12 protein-coding genes are annotated in these 12,663 nt (G+C 64.4%); 5 read left to right on the top strand and 7 right to left on the bottom strand.

What is annotated here, in order from left to right; all coding sequences use genetic code 11:
* Positions 1–22 precede the first annotated feature (22 nt).
* Both ABNU97_RS05955 and ABNU97_RS05950 read right to left on the bottom strand, forming a co-directional pair.
* Complete coding sequence (locus tag ABNU97_RS05955; protein WP_348765832.1) at positions 23–400, bottom strand: YchJ family metal-binding protein; 378 nt, start codon at positions 398–400, stop codon at positions 23–25.
* A gap of 161 nt (positions 401–561) precedes the next feature.
* Positions 562–1,545 carry a calcium/sodium antiporter gene (locus ABNU97_RS05950; RefSeq protein ID WP_348765831.1) on the bottom strand — a complete coding sequence of 328 codons (984 nt, stop codon included), beginning with the start codon at positions 1,543–1,545 and terminating at the stop codon, positions 562–564.
* A 360-nt stretch (positions 1,546–1,905) separates the two neighbouring features.
* Between ABNU97_RS05950 and ABNU97_RS05945 the strand changes: the two genes are divergently transcribed.
* The gene (locus ABNU97_RS05945) at positions 1,906–3,447 is read left to right on the top strand and encodes an AbgT family transporter (protein ID WP_348765830.1); all 1,542 of its coding nucleotides are present in this window, start codon (positions 1,906–1,908) and stop codon (positions 3,445–3,447) included.
* An 84-nt stretch (positions 3,448–3,531) separates the two neighbouring features.
* Here the strand turns inward: ABNU97_RS05945 and ABNU97_RS05940 are convergent, their stop codons facing one another.
* Positions 3,532–4,089: a lipocalin family protein gene (locus ABNU97_RS05940; RefSeq protein WP_348765829.1), complete on the bottom strand. Its 558-nt coding sequence runs from the start codon at positions 4,087–4,089 to the stop codon at positions 3,532–3,534.
* A gap of 366 nt (positions 4,090–4,455) precedes the next feature.
* Between ABNU97_RS05940 and ABNU97_RS05935 the strand changes: the two genes are divergently transcribed.
* Together ABNU97_RS05935 and ABNU97_RS05930 are read left to right on the top strand one after the other, a co-directional pair.
* Positions 4,456–5,475, top strand: coding sequence for a GGDEF domain-containing protein (locus ABNU97_RS05935; protein WP_348765828.1), 1,020 nt, complete (start codon positions 4,456–4,458; stop codon positions 5,473–5,475).
* A gap of 146 nt (positions 5,476–5,621) precedes the next feature.
* Positions 5,622–6,524 carry a GGDEF domain-containing protein gene (locus ABNU97_RS05930; protein ID WP_348765827.1) on the top strand — a complete coding sequence of 301 codons (903 nt, stop codon included), beginning with the start codon at positions 5,622–5,624 and terminating at the stop codon, positions 6,522–6,524.
* Between the two features lie 159 nt (positions 6,525–6,683).
* Here ABNU97_RS05930 and ABNU97_RS05925 read toward each other — a convergent pair whose 3' ends face one another.
* The 4 genes from ABNU97_RS05925 to ABNU97_RS05910 form a co-directional block, all read right to left on the bottom strand.
* The gene (locus tag ABNU97_RS05925; protein ID WP_348765826.1) at positions 6,684–6,899 is read right to left on the bottom strand and encodes a hypothetical protein; all 216 of its coding nucleotides are present in this window, start codon (positions 6,897–6,899) and stop codon (positions 6,684–6,686) included.
* A 25-nt stretch (positions 6,900–6,924) separates the two neighbouring features.
* Positions 6,925–7,785: an endonuclease/exonuclease/phosphatase family protein gene (locus tag ABNU97_RS05920; RefSeq protein WP_348765825.1), complete on the bottom strand. Its 861-nt coding sequence runs from the start codon at positions 7,783–7,785 to the stop codon at positions 6,925–6,927.
* Positions 7,786–7,802: 17 nt separating this feature from the next.
* The gene (locus tag ABNU97_RS05915) at positions 7,803–8,681 is read right to left on the bottom strand and encodes an MBL fold metallo-hydrolase (RefSeq protein ID WP_348765824.1); all 879 of its coding nucleotides are present in this window, start codon (positions 8,679–8,681) and stop codon (positions 7,803–7,805) included.
* A gap of 179 nt (positions 8,682–8,860) precedes the next feature.
* Entirely contained in the window at positions 8,861–9,811 is a 951-nt protein-coding gene (locus ABNU97_RS05910; RefSeq protein WP_348765823.1) for an alpha/beta hydrolase, read from the bottom strand.
* 258 nt (positions 9,812–10,069) lie between these two features.
* Here ABNU97_RS05910 and ABNU97_RS05905 point away from each other — a divergent pair, with 258 nt between their 5' ends.
* Positions 10,070–11,563: a protein adenylyltransferase SelO gene (locus ABNU97_RS05905; RefSeq protein ID WP_348765822.1), complete on the top strand. Its 1,494-nt coding sequence runs from the start codon at positions 10,070–10,072 to the stop codon at positions 11,561–11,563.
* 166 nt (positions 11,564–11,729) lie between these two features.
* Positions 11,730–12,503, top strand: coding sequence for an SDR family oxidoreductase (locus tag ABNU97_RS05900; protein WP_348765821.1), 774 nt, complete (start codon positions 11,730–11,732; stop codon positions 12,501–12,503).
* Positions 12,504–12,663 lie beyond the last annotated feature (160 nt).

Raw genomic sequence — 12,663 nt, 5'->3', positions numbered from 1 at the left:
ACTGGGCGGTGGCTCACCGTCTTCAGGCGGCACAGCATTTCTTGAACTTGCGGCCGCTGTTGCAGGGGCAGGGGTCGTTGCGCCCGGGCCTGAGTGCATGTACCGCGTGGTCGCCGTCGAGATAGAACCACTGGCCGTGTTCGCGTAAAAAGCGCGAGCGCTCTTCAAGCACGGCGAAGCCCTCAAAGTTCCGGCAGGTGGCACGGAAATGCACCTCTCCGGTGTCGCCATGGGCATCGCTGCTGAGTACGTTCAGGCCCAGCCACCGATCGCCGCCGGCCAGATCCAGGGTCTGCGGCCGCGTGTCGGGATGCCAGCTGGTCTTGACGTACGCGGCGTTGCCCAGCGCATAGGCGCTATACCGGGCGCGCATCAGCGCCTCCGGCGTAGGGGCCGGCATTCCGCAGTGGTAGGGCGCGCAGCATTCGTCATAATGCGCGCCGGATTGGCAGGGGCAGTTCACGATATACCGGGCGATTGCAAAAAGGCCTGCTTAGCGTGGCGCGTATGTGGCGCGGCCACAAGCGGTATGCGCGCTGCGGTTTTACCTCGCATCCGGCTTCAAACGGCGGCGGTGAATGCGCCGAACACAAGCCATGCGGTGTAGGCGACGAACGAGAGTAGAAACACGCCGCCCTCGATACGGTTCAGATGGGCGGGGCGGCTGCCAAAGCGCATTGCAAAGACCAGCAGCAACAGCGTCAGCCCCAGCATGATCGGCCAATCCCGACTAAGCACGCTCGGATCCACGTCGATGGGAGTGATGAGCCCGGCCACGCCGACCACGCCCAGCGTGTTGAACAGGTTGGAGCCGACGACGTTGCCCAGTACCAGGTCGTAAGCGCGGCGACGGACCGCGCTGATCGACGAGGCCAGTTCGGGCAGCGAGGTGCCGATGGCCACGACGGTCAGGCCGATGACGAGATCGCTCACGCCGAGCGCGCCCGCGATGGTGCTTGCACCCCATACCAGCAGGCGCGAGCTGGCCAGAAGCAGCACCAAACCAACGGCCAGCCAAACCAGCGAGCGGCCGAATGGCGGCACGTCGCTGGGCGTATCGTCAGGCGTGGGTGCCGTGGCCGTTGCGTGCGCCGGGTTGCGGTGGGCTTCAAAGGCGACGACGGCGATATAGCCGATCAGGGGCAGCACCAGCAGCAGCGCGTCAAAGCGGCTGATCGAACCGTCGCCGATCAGCCAGCGCGACATCAGCGTAACGACAATCAGCAGCGCCATCTCCCGGCGTACGATGCCCGCGCCGACCGCCATGGGCGATAACAACAGTGCGACGCCGAGAATCAGACCGATATTGGCGATGTTGGAACCGTAAGCGTTGCCGATGGCCAGCCCGGGCTGGCCCTGCCAGGCCGCAAGACCGGACACCAGGAACTCCGGCGCCGAGGTGCCGATACCCACGATCACGGTGCCGATGATGAACGAAGGCAGGCGCAGGTGATGGGCCGTACCCACCGCACCTTCGATGAAGCGTTCCGAACTCCAGATCAGTACGGCAAGGCCGACGAGGACGGCGGCTGCGGCCATCAGCATGACGTATCTTCCTCAGATTGGGCATGGGCGATAAATCGATCAAAGCTCATGATGCCAGAGGAGCCACAAGCTGTTGATTCAAAGCGCCACAACAGCGAGCTGCCGTAATGGCGCTATTATCAATCGACTATAAACATAGATGATTTTCAGGGTTGATTAGCGCCTGCGCGCACGCCGATGCTGTGCTCGCTTTGGTTGGACGTGGCGTCACGGCGAACCGCGAGCGACCCACGAGCCGTAGTGGCGAAGGCGCTTGGGCCCAGCGGGCGCTCGCGGTAATGTCTAACAGCGCCGCTGCTTTGGTTGCCACAGTCACGGCGCCGTCAGCGCGATATCGCCAACGCATCGGGGGATCAAACGATGAACGAGCGGGGAATACCGAGCAATCTGCTCCAGCGGATGCTCGACCGAATCGAGCGAACGGGCAACCGTCTGCCGCATCCGGTGCCGTTGTTCGCTTTGCTGGCGTTGATTGTGGCGATCGTCTCGGCGCTGCTGTCGCAGCTGGGCATGACGGTATCGCCGCCCGGCGGCGGCGCGCCGGTGGCGATCGAGAACCTGCTCTCCGGCGAAGGTATCCGCTATATCTTCGGGTCGCTGGTCGACAACTTCATGAACTTCGCGCCGCTGGGCGTTGTGCTGGCCACCATGATCGGTATCGGCATGGCCGAGCGCACCGGCCTGATCAGCGTGTTGCTGCGCGGTTTTATCCTGTCGATCCCGAAATCGCTCATCACCTTCGGTCTTGTGTTCGCCGGCATCCTGTCGAGCGTCGCCGCCGACGCCGGCTATGTGGTGCTGCCGCCGCTCGGTGCCATGATATTTCTCGCCCTCGGGCGCCACCCCATCGCCGGGCTGGCGGCCGCTTTTGCCGGCGTTTCGGCCGGCTATAGCGCCAACCTGTTGCTCTCCGCGGTGGACGTCAACCTCGGCCAGCTCACCATCGAAGCAGCCGGCACCATCGACCCGACCTATGCGGATGCGATGAATCTGGCGATGAACTACTACTTCATCATCGTTTCGACCTTCTTCCTCGCCGTTGTCGGCACGCTGGTCAGCCAGTTCGTGGTCGAGCCGCGGCTGGGCGACTATCGCAACGACGAACAGGGCGGGCACGACCGCTCCAGCACGGCCATCACCGCCGAGGAAAAGCGCGGCATGAAGTGGGCTGGTATCGCGCTGCTCGTCACCATCGCGCTGCTCGCGTTGCTGGTCGTGCCGCCTGGCGCGCCGCTGCGCGGCGAGGGCGGGGGCATCGTGCGCTCGCCGTTCATGGACTCGCTGGCCGTGGTGCTGATGATCGTGTTTTTCGTGCCGGGGTTGGTGTACGGCATCGTGATCGGCGCGATCAAGAACGACCGCGACGTGGCCGAGAATCTGTCGCAGACCATGGCCAGCATGGGCATGTTCATCGCCCTGGCGTTCACCGCCGGCCAGTTCGTGGCCTGGTTCGCCGAATCCAATCTTGGCGTGTTCATGGCCGTCTATGGCGCCCAGGCGCTGCAGGCGATCAGCCTGGGTGGGGCGCCGCTGCTGATTCTGTTCGTGCTGATCGTGGGCTTCGTCAACCTGTTCATCGGCAGTGCCTCAGCCAAGTGGGCCATCCTCGCGCCGGTGTTCGTGCCGATCATGATGCAGCTCGGCTATTCACCGGAGCTCACCCAGATGGCCTATCGCGTCGCCGACTCTTCCACCAACATCATTACGCCGCTGATGCCTTACTTCGCGCTGATCATTGCCTACGCGCAGCGCTACGACGAAGACATACGCATCGGCTCGCTGATATCGATCATGCTGCCGTTCTCGCTGGCTTTTCTGGTGTTCTGGACGCTGCTGCTCATCGTCTGGATGACGTTGGGCCTGCCGCTGGGGCCCGGCGCGGGCATTGTCTACGGCGGCTAGCGGCGACGATTACCGGATGTGGCCGGCCGAGCCCATGCGCGGCGCCGCGTACTGCGGTCGGTCGTCGTCGCGCGAGTGCACGCCCTAGGACTCGCGATAGGGCGCACAGACCTCGCCCTGTTCAGGGTAGACGAGCGCGGCGGTGTCGAAACCCATCGCCTGGGCACGGCTCACCCAGGCGTCGCGTTCGGCCGAGGGCAGTTCCGGCCGGCGCGCGAGGATCCAGAGATAGTCGCGGTTCGGCCCACCCACGATGGCGGTTCGGTAGCCCTCGTCGAGTGCGAGTACGTTGTAGCCGGCGTAAAACGGGCCGAAGAAACTGACTTTCAAGCGCGCCCGGTCTTCGCCGTCCACGAAATAGGCTCGGCCGATCGCCTCGTCGGGCTTGCCCTCGTCGAGGTCCACGCCGCGGTTCACGACCCGGACACCGCCGTCGTCGCGGGTGCTGTAAGTTGCCGTCACGCAGTCAAGACCTTCTTCGAAGCCGTGATCCAGGCGCGCGATTTCGTACCAGCGGCCGAGATAGCGATCCAGCGTGAAGGGTTCAACCGCGCTTGTGCCCTTGGGAATGCCCACGCAGCCGGCAAGCAGGCTCGCAGCGACGAGCAGGGTGAGCCAGACAGGGTAATGGCGGTAAGGCATGGTCGGGATACGGGGCAGGCGGGCGATGGCGCGATTCTACCGGCTCTTCTTTCGCCGTGGGCCACCCCAGCGTCCGCCGACGGCATCAGCATCGACGCTTCGATGATGGTCCGTGGCCGGCTGAACGGCGAGGGCCGGATCTGGCGATAGACATGCTCGGCGATCGCCGCGTTCGTGCCGTTTTCCGGTAGGTCAAAACGTCGCTTCCGGCATTTGCGGGCGATTCACACCCGCAATCGCCGTCTGCGTTGCCCGCAGCGGGCATTGTTCCTTACCGATGAAAAACTTAAACAATCGCGCCGACGGCCGATAACCGACGCGTTATACCGGGACGCGCATATGCGCCGTGTATCGCCAGTGAGAGCCATGAGCCCAGCCTCGCCCGATTACGGCATGCCGCTGTCGTATCGCCATCGCCGTCATCTGTTGCGCCTGCTATTAACGGTTACGGCACTGTTCGGTCTGGTTTTCGTTGTCGTGAACCTCAACGCCGGCCGCTATGGCCTGATGGCCGTGGATCTGGCCATTGCTGTGCTGGCGGTGGCCATGCTGCCCGTGGTTCGTACTACCCACCACCTGCGCCGCTGGTGTCTTTGCTATCTGGTATCCATCTACGCGGCTACGCTGTATGCGCTGGCTTTGCCCACCACGTCGGTTACGGTATTCAGTTGGGTGATGGTCATGCCGCTCACCGCCCATCTGCTGCTCGGTCGCCGGCTGGGCGGCCTATCCTCCGGGCTGTATCTGGCGATTGCGGCGGGCCTGTTCCTGTGGCGTTTCGGCGTCGATTCGGTCCTGGAGGCCCCCGGCGCCACGGCCAATATCGCGGCGGTGACGGTTTGGACCTACCTGTTCTCCTACTTCTACGAGGCGAGCCGCGAGTCCGCGGAACGACAGCTCTCGCAGCAGGCGCTCACCGATTCACTGACCGGGCTGCCCAACCGGGCGCAGCTGGAGCAGTCGTTCCGGCGCCTGGCAAACGCAGGTGCATATCCGGTATCGGTATTGATGCTCGACCTGGACCACTTCAAGGGCATAAACGACGACTACGGCCATGCCACGGGCGACGCGGTGCTACGGGAGGTCGGCCGGACGCTAAGCGAACACACGCGCTCGCAAGATGTGGCCTGCCGTCTGGGCGGCGAGGAGTTCTGTGTCCTGCTGGCGCATACCGACAACGGCGCGGCAAGGCAGCTGGCCGAACGTCTGCGTGAGGCGATCGAGGCGCTGCGCTGTCGGCAAAACGACTGCGTGCTTTATCTCACCGCCAGCATCGGCGTCGCCAGCTCTACCGGCCCGGGCGAACAGCTCGACCCCATGCTGCACATCGCCGACGAAAAGCTTTACCAAGCCAAGTCCAGCGGGCGCAACCGGGTCGTCGCTTAGCGCATGCCCCGCAACGGTGTGGAGGCGCGCCCGAGCAAAGCGAGCGGGCGCGCTACTTGCAGACGGATCGAAGAGGGGGCAGATTCAGGTATCTGAACCTTCGGGGTATCCACATCAAAAATCTCGACCGGCGGACGACGCAACTCATGGAGGAGGCGCTTGCCGCGCTGCCGGACCCTGTTTTTGTGCTCACCGAGAGCGGTCGCTATGCCGCGATCTTTGGCGGACAGGATCGCGATCATTATCACGACGGCTCCTGTCTCGTGGACTTCAGTCTCTACGACGTGTTGCCGCCGGCCCGGGCCGACTGGTTTCTGGCCGAAATCCGGGCGACGCTGGCCGCGGACTGTCTGCGTATCGTCGAATACGAGTTGGCAGCCGCCGACGTGGCCGGCGTTGACCCAAGCGAAGGACCGGCTGCGCCCATTCGCTTCGAAGGGCGGGTGCAGCCGCTACGCTCGCTCGTCAACGGCGAGCGCGCGGTGCTGTGGTTGGCAAGCAATATCACCAGCCGCCACGAGATGGAGCAGCGGCTGCGGCGCTTGAGCGAAACCGACGAACTGACCGGGTTTCCGAACCGTCGTCGCCTGATGGCCGCACTCAACGAAGCCTTGGCCCAATACGAGACGCACGACAGCCGCATAGCGTTACTGCTTCTGGATATCGATCACTTTAAAACGATCAACGACCGCTATGGACATCCGGCAGGAGACGCGGTGATATGTGCCATATCCAGCGCCTGCGGTGCGCGTATCAAGCGTCGTGACCTGTTCGCCCGACTCGGCGGCGAAGAATTCGCCACGGTTCTATACGACATCACCGCGGTGCAGGCACTTACGGTCGCGGAACGTTTACGCAAGACCGTCGCCGAAGTCTGTTTCGAGGCGAAGCCTGGCGAAACGCCCGGGGTGACGGTAAGCATCGGTGTGAGCGTGGCCGGCCCCAACCGGCGCCGCAGCCACGACCTCCTGAGCCAGGCCGACGCTGCGCTTTATATCGCCAAAACGGGTGGGCGCAATCGCGTGGTTCTGGCAGAAGACTGCCACTAAGCCCGACTCGGCTCGGCACGTAAACGAGCCTAAAATGTTGAATCGCGCGCGGCCAAAACCAAAGCCAAAGCCAAAGCCAAAGCGAGGGCAGGGGGAGAAGGCATAGCGTTGGGTATGAAATCCCCGGCAGACATTGGGTATACAAGCCGCTCGGATGCGTCAGGGGCGAAATTCAACCGCGAGCTGTATCGCACCGGCGAGCAGCAACGTCAGTATCATCTTGGCAAGCGGGTTGCTTCGACTTCGCCAGATACAGGCGGTGGCGACGAAAACGCTGACAACGATCACCATCCAGTAACCCAGCGCCAGCGCGTTTACGGCGTCGTAGATCGGCGCCGGCTCTCTGGCAGCGAGCGGTAGCTTGCTTGTGGGCATCGGGGCGTGCTCTCTAGTCGCGCTGCTAATCGACCGTAAAACCAACCGACAGTCTGTTGTGGTCCGATATGGCCGCGTCGGACTCGTGACCCACAACGCCATTTTCGACCACGCGAAGACCGCGATAATAGATATGGTCCAGCGCCAGATCGCCGCCGATGATGGCTTTCGTGCGGCCCGCGAGGGCTTTGCCGAAGACGGGCTTCAAACCGTGCGCGGCGACCATCCTGTCCACGACGGCCTGGCGTGCGGCGTTGCGGGTGTTCAGATCGCCCGCCAGGATGACGGGCCCGTCGTGTGCCGCAATCGCCTGCCCAATGGCGCCGACCTGTTGTGTGTAATCGTTCAGGCTGCGCCACTCGAAGTTGAGCAGGTGGGTATTGACCACCTGCAACGTATCCGCCGAACCGGCCAATCGATAGCGTGTAACGAGCGTGGACTTGGGCGTGATCCCGAATTCTCGATTCTGGCTCAGCAGGGCAGTACGCGAGACCGGCCGTGCCGAGGAAGCGGTCAGTACGCCCGTTGCCTGGTCGCCGCCGCAGCCGAGAAAGCGAGACCGGAAGCTCGGTGCAAACACCCAGCCAAGGTCGGCCGCCGCAAAGGCCGCGCCGAGCGCGTCTTGTGGGTTTTGCCGGGGCTCGCAGGCCTCCTGCAGCAACAGCAGGCTGGTCGTCTCGAACCGCTGTGCCGCCGTGCCCCGCCTGGCGAAGGCGGGCCAGCCTGCGCCCTTGTGCTTCTGGATGTTCCAGCTGATCAGCGCGATGTGCTCAGGCGCCAAGGCCGGTGCAGAAAACCCGTCGCCGTTGATCGCACGCGTGGGCGGCACCGACACGCAGCCGGTACCGGCCAGGATCAACATCAGGCCGATCAGGGCCGTTGCCATGCGCACGCGGCGTGGGCTCAATTGGCGGGCACATCAGGGCGCATATCGAAATACGACTTATCGATGAGCGTGTCGTGCACGCCTTCGATATTGAGCTTGAGCCAGGCGTCGTACATGCGCAGATCGTTGAATTCGGGCAGGCGGATATCGTCCTGCAGCTGCGCCAGCGAACGGCCTGCGAGCATGCCGTCGCGCACGCTGTCGTAGAGCGCGTTCAGATAAGCGAGATAGCGGGCAACGTCTGCCTTGTCGCCGGCGTCGCCATGGCCACCGATGAACAGCTCGAAGTCGGTCGCGAGAATATCCTCGGTGCTGTCGATCATGCCCTGAATATCGTAGCCCTTGAGGTTCTTGTAGGGCATGCGGCCAAGTACGATCCAGTCGACAACGTACATCACGTTCGCGGGCTGAAAGTGCATGCTCACCGAGCCGCGGCCGTTGTTGACGCCGTGATAGCGCAGCGCTACGCGGGCCTCGCCCAGGTACAAAGTCATTTCGTTGTCGAAGGTGATATCGGGAATGCGTGTATCCGCCCGGGTGTGTACCAGGTCGGCGCGGGCCAGCCGATGGGCGACGAAATGCACGCCGTCACCATCGAGCGCCTGCCCACCATAGCTGTGATCGACGTGGTTGTGGCTGTAAACCACGTAGCGCAGAGGCACATCGAAGCGCCGGTCCAGTTCGTCCTTCAGCCAGGCCGCGGCCCGGGGGTTGAGCGGATCGGTGGCGATAATGCCGGCATCGGTCACCATGAAGGCCGAGCGGTAGTTGCCGGCCGTGAAGCGATACACGTTGTCCTTCATCCGCTCGATGACGTATTCCGCTGCAAGCCCCTGGCACGCAGCGAACAGCAGGCCCAAGAACAGGCTCGCGCGAAACAGGGCGTGCGGTCTCATCGGCAATCGAGGTGGTTGGATCGGCAGGCCGATCTTAACCCGCGCCATGCGCGCCCCGTCTAGGCGGCACAGATAGCGCGTCGCAATGGGTCGCGGCCTGGCAGCCATGCAAAGCCGAGCCGCGGCGTGGGGCGCAAGTTGTCGCGAACGAAACCGACGGTGGCCCGGTGATGAAGGGTCTAGCCGACGATGCCCAGACGCGCACGCACCGCCGCGGCGACGCGGTCCATTGCGTCGCCGGTCGCTGCCAGCCAGGCATGCATTTCGATAAAGCCATGAATCACGCCGGGGTAGTGGGCATGATCGACGTCGACGCCGTCGTCCGCCAGGCGTGCGGCATAGAGCACGCCTTCGTCCATGAGCACATCCGCGCCGGCGGTAATGACGAGCGCCGGCGCCGTGTCTTCCAGGGTCGACGCCAGAACGGGGGACACCCGCCAGTCGAGCGGGTCGGTACCGGCATCTGCGCTGCGCTGGCCGAACCAGGCCATGAGCTCGGCGGTGAGCGGCGGCACGTTGGCGTTGCGAACCTTCGATGGATACTGGCCGGCGGCTTCGCGCAGGTCGGTGGCGGGGTAGATCAACACCTGCAGGGCCAGTGGCCAGCCCTGGTCGCGCGCGGCCAGGGCGACCACGGCCGACAGATGGCCGCCCGCGCTGTCGCCGCCCACTGCGAGGCGTTGGTCGTCGATGTCGAACGCGGCCGCGTTCTCCACCAGATAACCGTAGGCAGCGATCGCGTCTTCCGAGGCGGTCGGCAGGCGATGTTCTGGCGCCAGGCGATAATCCACGGCCACAAGCTGGCAGCCGGCGCGCTGCGCCAGTTGCCGACAAATACGGTCGTGCGATTCCAGATCCCCCAGCACCCAGCCGCCGCCGTGAAAGTACACCAGTGTGGGCGCCGCGCCTTCGGCCAGGCCTTGCGGGCGGTACCGCCGCGCCGCCAGGCGACAGTCGGCGAGCGCGAGCTCATGTTCAAAGACTTCGTCCATCGGCACCGGCTCGCCACCGCTCGCCGCCAGCGTATCGATATAGAACTGGCGCGCTTCAGCCAAGCCGAGATCGGTGAACGCGATTTCCGCTTCGCGCATCTTCGCGACCACGCGGGCGACTTCGGGGGTGAGTGCCATGGGGCGTCCTTATCCGGGCGGGTGTATACAGCAGGCTTGATAGCACGATTGTTCGAGGTCGTACACGCCCTGGGTTTTCGACCGCCGTCGGCCGCGGCCCGCACGTGCCGCGGCGCGTGCGCGATGTCTGCGTACACGTTGATACACCCATACCCAGCCGTTGAACGTCGCGCTCAAGGCCCGCATTGTTGAGAACGTTGAGTCGAGTCAGGCGCTCGACATGACGCTTGCGACATCCTTTGCCGCGGAGGCATTGCCATGACCGAAACCGCTGCCGCCGAGCCGTTCGTGCTCGACAATAGCTATGCCCGACTGCCGAGCGAATTCCACGCCCGCGCGATGCCCACCGCCGTAGCGGCGGCGAGACTGATTCGGGTCAATCGGCCCCTCGCGGAGCAGCTCGGTCTCGACGCGCAGGCCCTCGAAAGCCCGGCAGGGCTCGATATTCTGGCCGGCAATCGCGTGCCGAAGGGGGCCGAGCCCCTGGCCATGGCCTATGCCGGGCATCAGTTCGGCAACTTCTCGCCCGTGCTGGGCGACGGCCGTGCGGTATTGTTGGGCGAGATCATCGACCGCAACGGCGCGCGTCGTGATATCCAGCTCAAGGGCGCGGGGCGCACGCCCTTTTCCAGCCGGGGTGACGGCCGCGCCGCCCTGGGGCCCGTGATCCGTGAATACGTCGTCAGCGAAGGCATGGCCGGCCTGGGTATTCCGACAACCCGTGCACTGGCCATGGTGGCGACCGGCGAGTCGGTGCTTCGCATGCGTGCCGAGCCGGGCGGCGTACTCACCCGCGTTGCCGCCAGCCACGTGCGTGTGGGTACGTTCGAATACTTTTATCGGCAGGGCAATAACGAAGGGGTACGCGCGCTCGCCGACTACGTCATCGACCGCCACTACCCGCACGTCGCCGATGCCGACAATCCCTATCACGCCTTGTTGGAAGCGGTCGCCGCCCGCACCGCCGACCTGATCGCGCAATGGCTGCTCGTAGGCTTCATCCACGGCGTGATGAATACCGATAACGTCTCCATCGCAGGCGAAACGATCGATTACGGCCCCTGCGCCTTCATGGACAACTACAACCCGGCAACGGTGTACAGCTCCATCGACCGCGGCGGTCGTTATGCCTATAACCAGCAGCCCGGTATCGGCCAGTGGAATCTGGCGCGCTTCGCCGAATGCCTGCTGCCGCTGTTGGACGACGACGAAGACAAAGCCATTGCGCAGGCCCAGGCGGTGCTCGAACGTTATATCGAGCGCTTCGAAAAGACGTATCACGACGGTCTGGCCGCCAAAATCGGGCTGCAGGAGCGCCGCGAGGGCGACACCGAGCTGGCCTACGATCTGCTCAAGTGCATGGCCGAGCAGGGCGCAGATTTCACGCTGACCTTCCGGCATCTGGCCGATCTGGGCCAGGCGTCGGACAGCCGCGATGACGCCGTGCGTGCGTTATTCGACGACCCGGCCGCGTTCGACGGCTGGGCCGCGCGCTGGCGCCAGCGCCTGGCCGAAGAAACCCGCGATGACGCAGCACGTCGCGCGGCCATGCGCGCCGTCAACCCCGCCTACATTCCGCGCAATCACCGTATACAGCAGGCGATCGAGGCCGCCGAGGACGGCGACTATCAGCCGTTGGAGGCACTGCTTGCGGTGGTTGCACGCCCGTTCGAAGACCATCCCGAGCTCGCCGACTACGCACGGCCGCCGGCGCCGGAGGAAGTGGTCCAACGCACCTTCTGCGGCACCTGAGCCGGAACACGACTCGTGCGCCGCCGATCATTTGGCTCGAGCGAGCGGGTGTGTCGAATAGCCGGGCGGGTTTGACGCCCAGAAAGCGCTTCGCCACTCTCGATCGTCTGGCCCGTGCACGGGGTGCGAGGCCGATCGAATAAACAGACATATAAAAGGATTTGCGATGGATACCGCCGCTCTTTTTTCGCTTGAAGGTCGTTGTGCGCTCGTTACCGGCGGCTCCCGGGGCATTGGCCGCATGATCGCGGAAGGGTTGCTGCGCCAGGGCGCGCGAGTCTATATCAGCGCCCGCAAGGCGGAGGCCTGCGACGAAACCGCGAAGGAACTCTCCGAGATCGGCCCCTGTGTCTCGCTGCCGGCCGACGTGTCCACCATGGACGGTATTCACGGCCTGGTGGCCGCCTACGGCGAACATGAGAAAAGCCTGGACATCCTCGTGAACAACGCCGGTGCGGCCTGGGGCGCGGAGTTCGACACCTTTCCCGAAAGTGGCTGGGACAAGGCGGTGGATCTCAACATGAAAGCGCCGTTCTTTCTGGCCCAGGCGTTCAAGCCCATGTTGCTCGAAGCCCGCGCGGCCGGCCCGCTCGCGAAGATCATCAATATCGCGTCTATCGATGGCCTGTCGCTCAACCCGCAGGAAACCTATTCCTACCACGCCTCCAAGGCTGGCCTGGCGCATTTGACCAAGCGCATGGCGGTGCGCCTCGCGCCCGAAGGCATCGTGGTCAGCGCCATCGCCCCCGGCGCGTTCGCCTCGAACATGAACAAGGTCGCCCGCGACCACGGCGACGAGATCGCCGACCGTATTCCCTCGCGTCGTATCGGCGAGCCCGAAGACATGGCCGCTGCCGCGATCTATCTCGCTTCCCGCGCCGGGGATTATGTGGTGGGCTCGACGCTGGTGGTCGACGGCGGCGTGAATATCGCCCGCTAGGCCACACGGTACGAAACGCGGCGACTCCGGCAAGCGGCAGGGTGGATCGAACGCCCGGCCGTATCGGCCACGGTGCGCTGCGCGCGTGGCCGGGTTCTCGGGCGTCTTCCAGCCAGAAAGGTCACGCGGCTTGCTGCCAAATAGAGGGCCTGCGGTAGCG

The organism is uncultured Salinisphaera sp., from assembly GCF_964012375.1.
GTDB lineage: Bacteria > Pseudomonadota > Gammaproteobacteria > Nevskiales > Salinisphaeraceae > Salinisphaera.
The sequence above is the reverse complement of the archived record's forward strand: the minus strand, read 5'-3'. Positions and strand labels throughout refer to the sequence as shown.

Coding starts and splice junctions, on each gene's coding strand:
- ABNU97_RS05905 (WP_348765822.1), top strand. CDS start 10,070: ATGACCGAAACCGCTGCCGCCGAGCCGTTCGTGCTCGACAATAGCTAT.
- ABNU97_RS05945 (WP_348765830.1), top strand. CDS start 1,906: ATGAACGAGCGGGGAATACCGAGCAATCTGCTCCAGCGGATGCTCGAC.
- ABNU97_RS05930 (WP_348765827.1), top strand. CDS start 5,622: ATGGAGGAGGCGCTTGCCGCGCTGCCGGACCCTGTTTTTGTGCTCACC.
- ABNU97_RS05925 (WP_348765826.1), bottom strand. CDS start 6,899: ATGCCCACAAGCAAGCTACCGCTCGCTGCCAGAGAGCCGGCGCCGATC.
- ABNU97_RS05910 (WP_348765823.1), bottom strand. CDS start 9,811: ATGGCACTCACCCCCGAAGTCGCCCGCGTGGTCGCGAAGATGCGCGAA.
- ABNU97_RS05955 (WP_348765832.1), bottom strand. CDS start 400: ATGCCGGCCCCTACGCCGGAGGCGCTGATGCGCGCCCGGTATAGCGCC.
- ABNU97_RS05920 (WP_348765825.1), bottom strand. CDS start 7,785: ATGGCAACGGCCCTGATCGGCCTGATGTTGATCCTGGCCGGTACCGGC.
- ABNU97_RS05940 (WP_348765829.1), bottom strand. CDS start 4,089: ATGCCTTACCGCCATTACCCTGTCTGGCTCACCCTGCTCGTCGCTGCG.
- ABNU97_RS05950 (WP_348765831.1), bottom strand. CDS start 1,545: ATGCTGATGGCCGCAGCCGCCGTCCTCGTCGGCCTTGCCGTACTGATC.
- ABNU97_RS05935 (WP_348765828.1), top strand. CDS start 4,456: ATGAGCCCAGCCTCGCCCGATTACGGCATGCCGCTGTCGTATCGCCAT.
- ABNU97_RS05915 (WP_348765824.1), bottom strand. CDS start 8,681: ATGAGACCGCACGCCCTGTTTCGCGCGAGCCTGTTCTTGGGCCTGCTG.
- ABNU97_RS05900 (WP_348765821.1), top strand. CDS start 11,730: ATGGATACCGCCGCTCTTTTTTCGCTTGAAGGTCGTTGTGCGCTCGTT.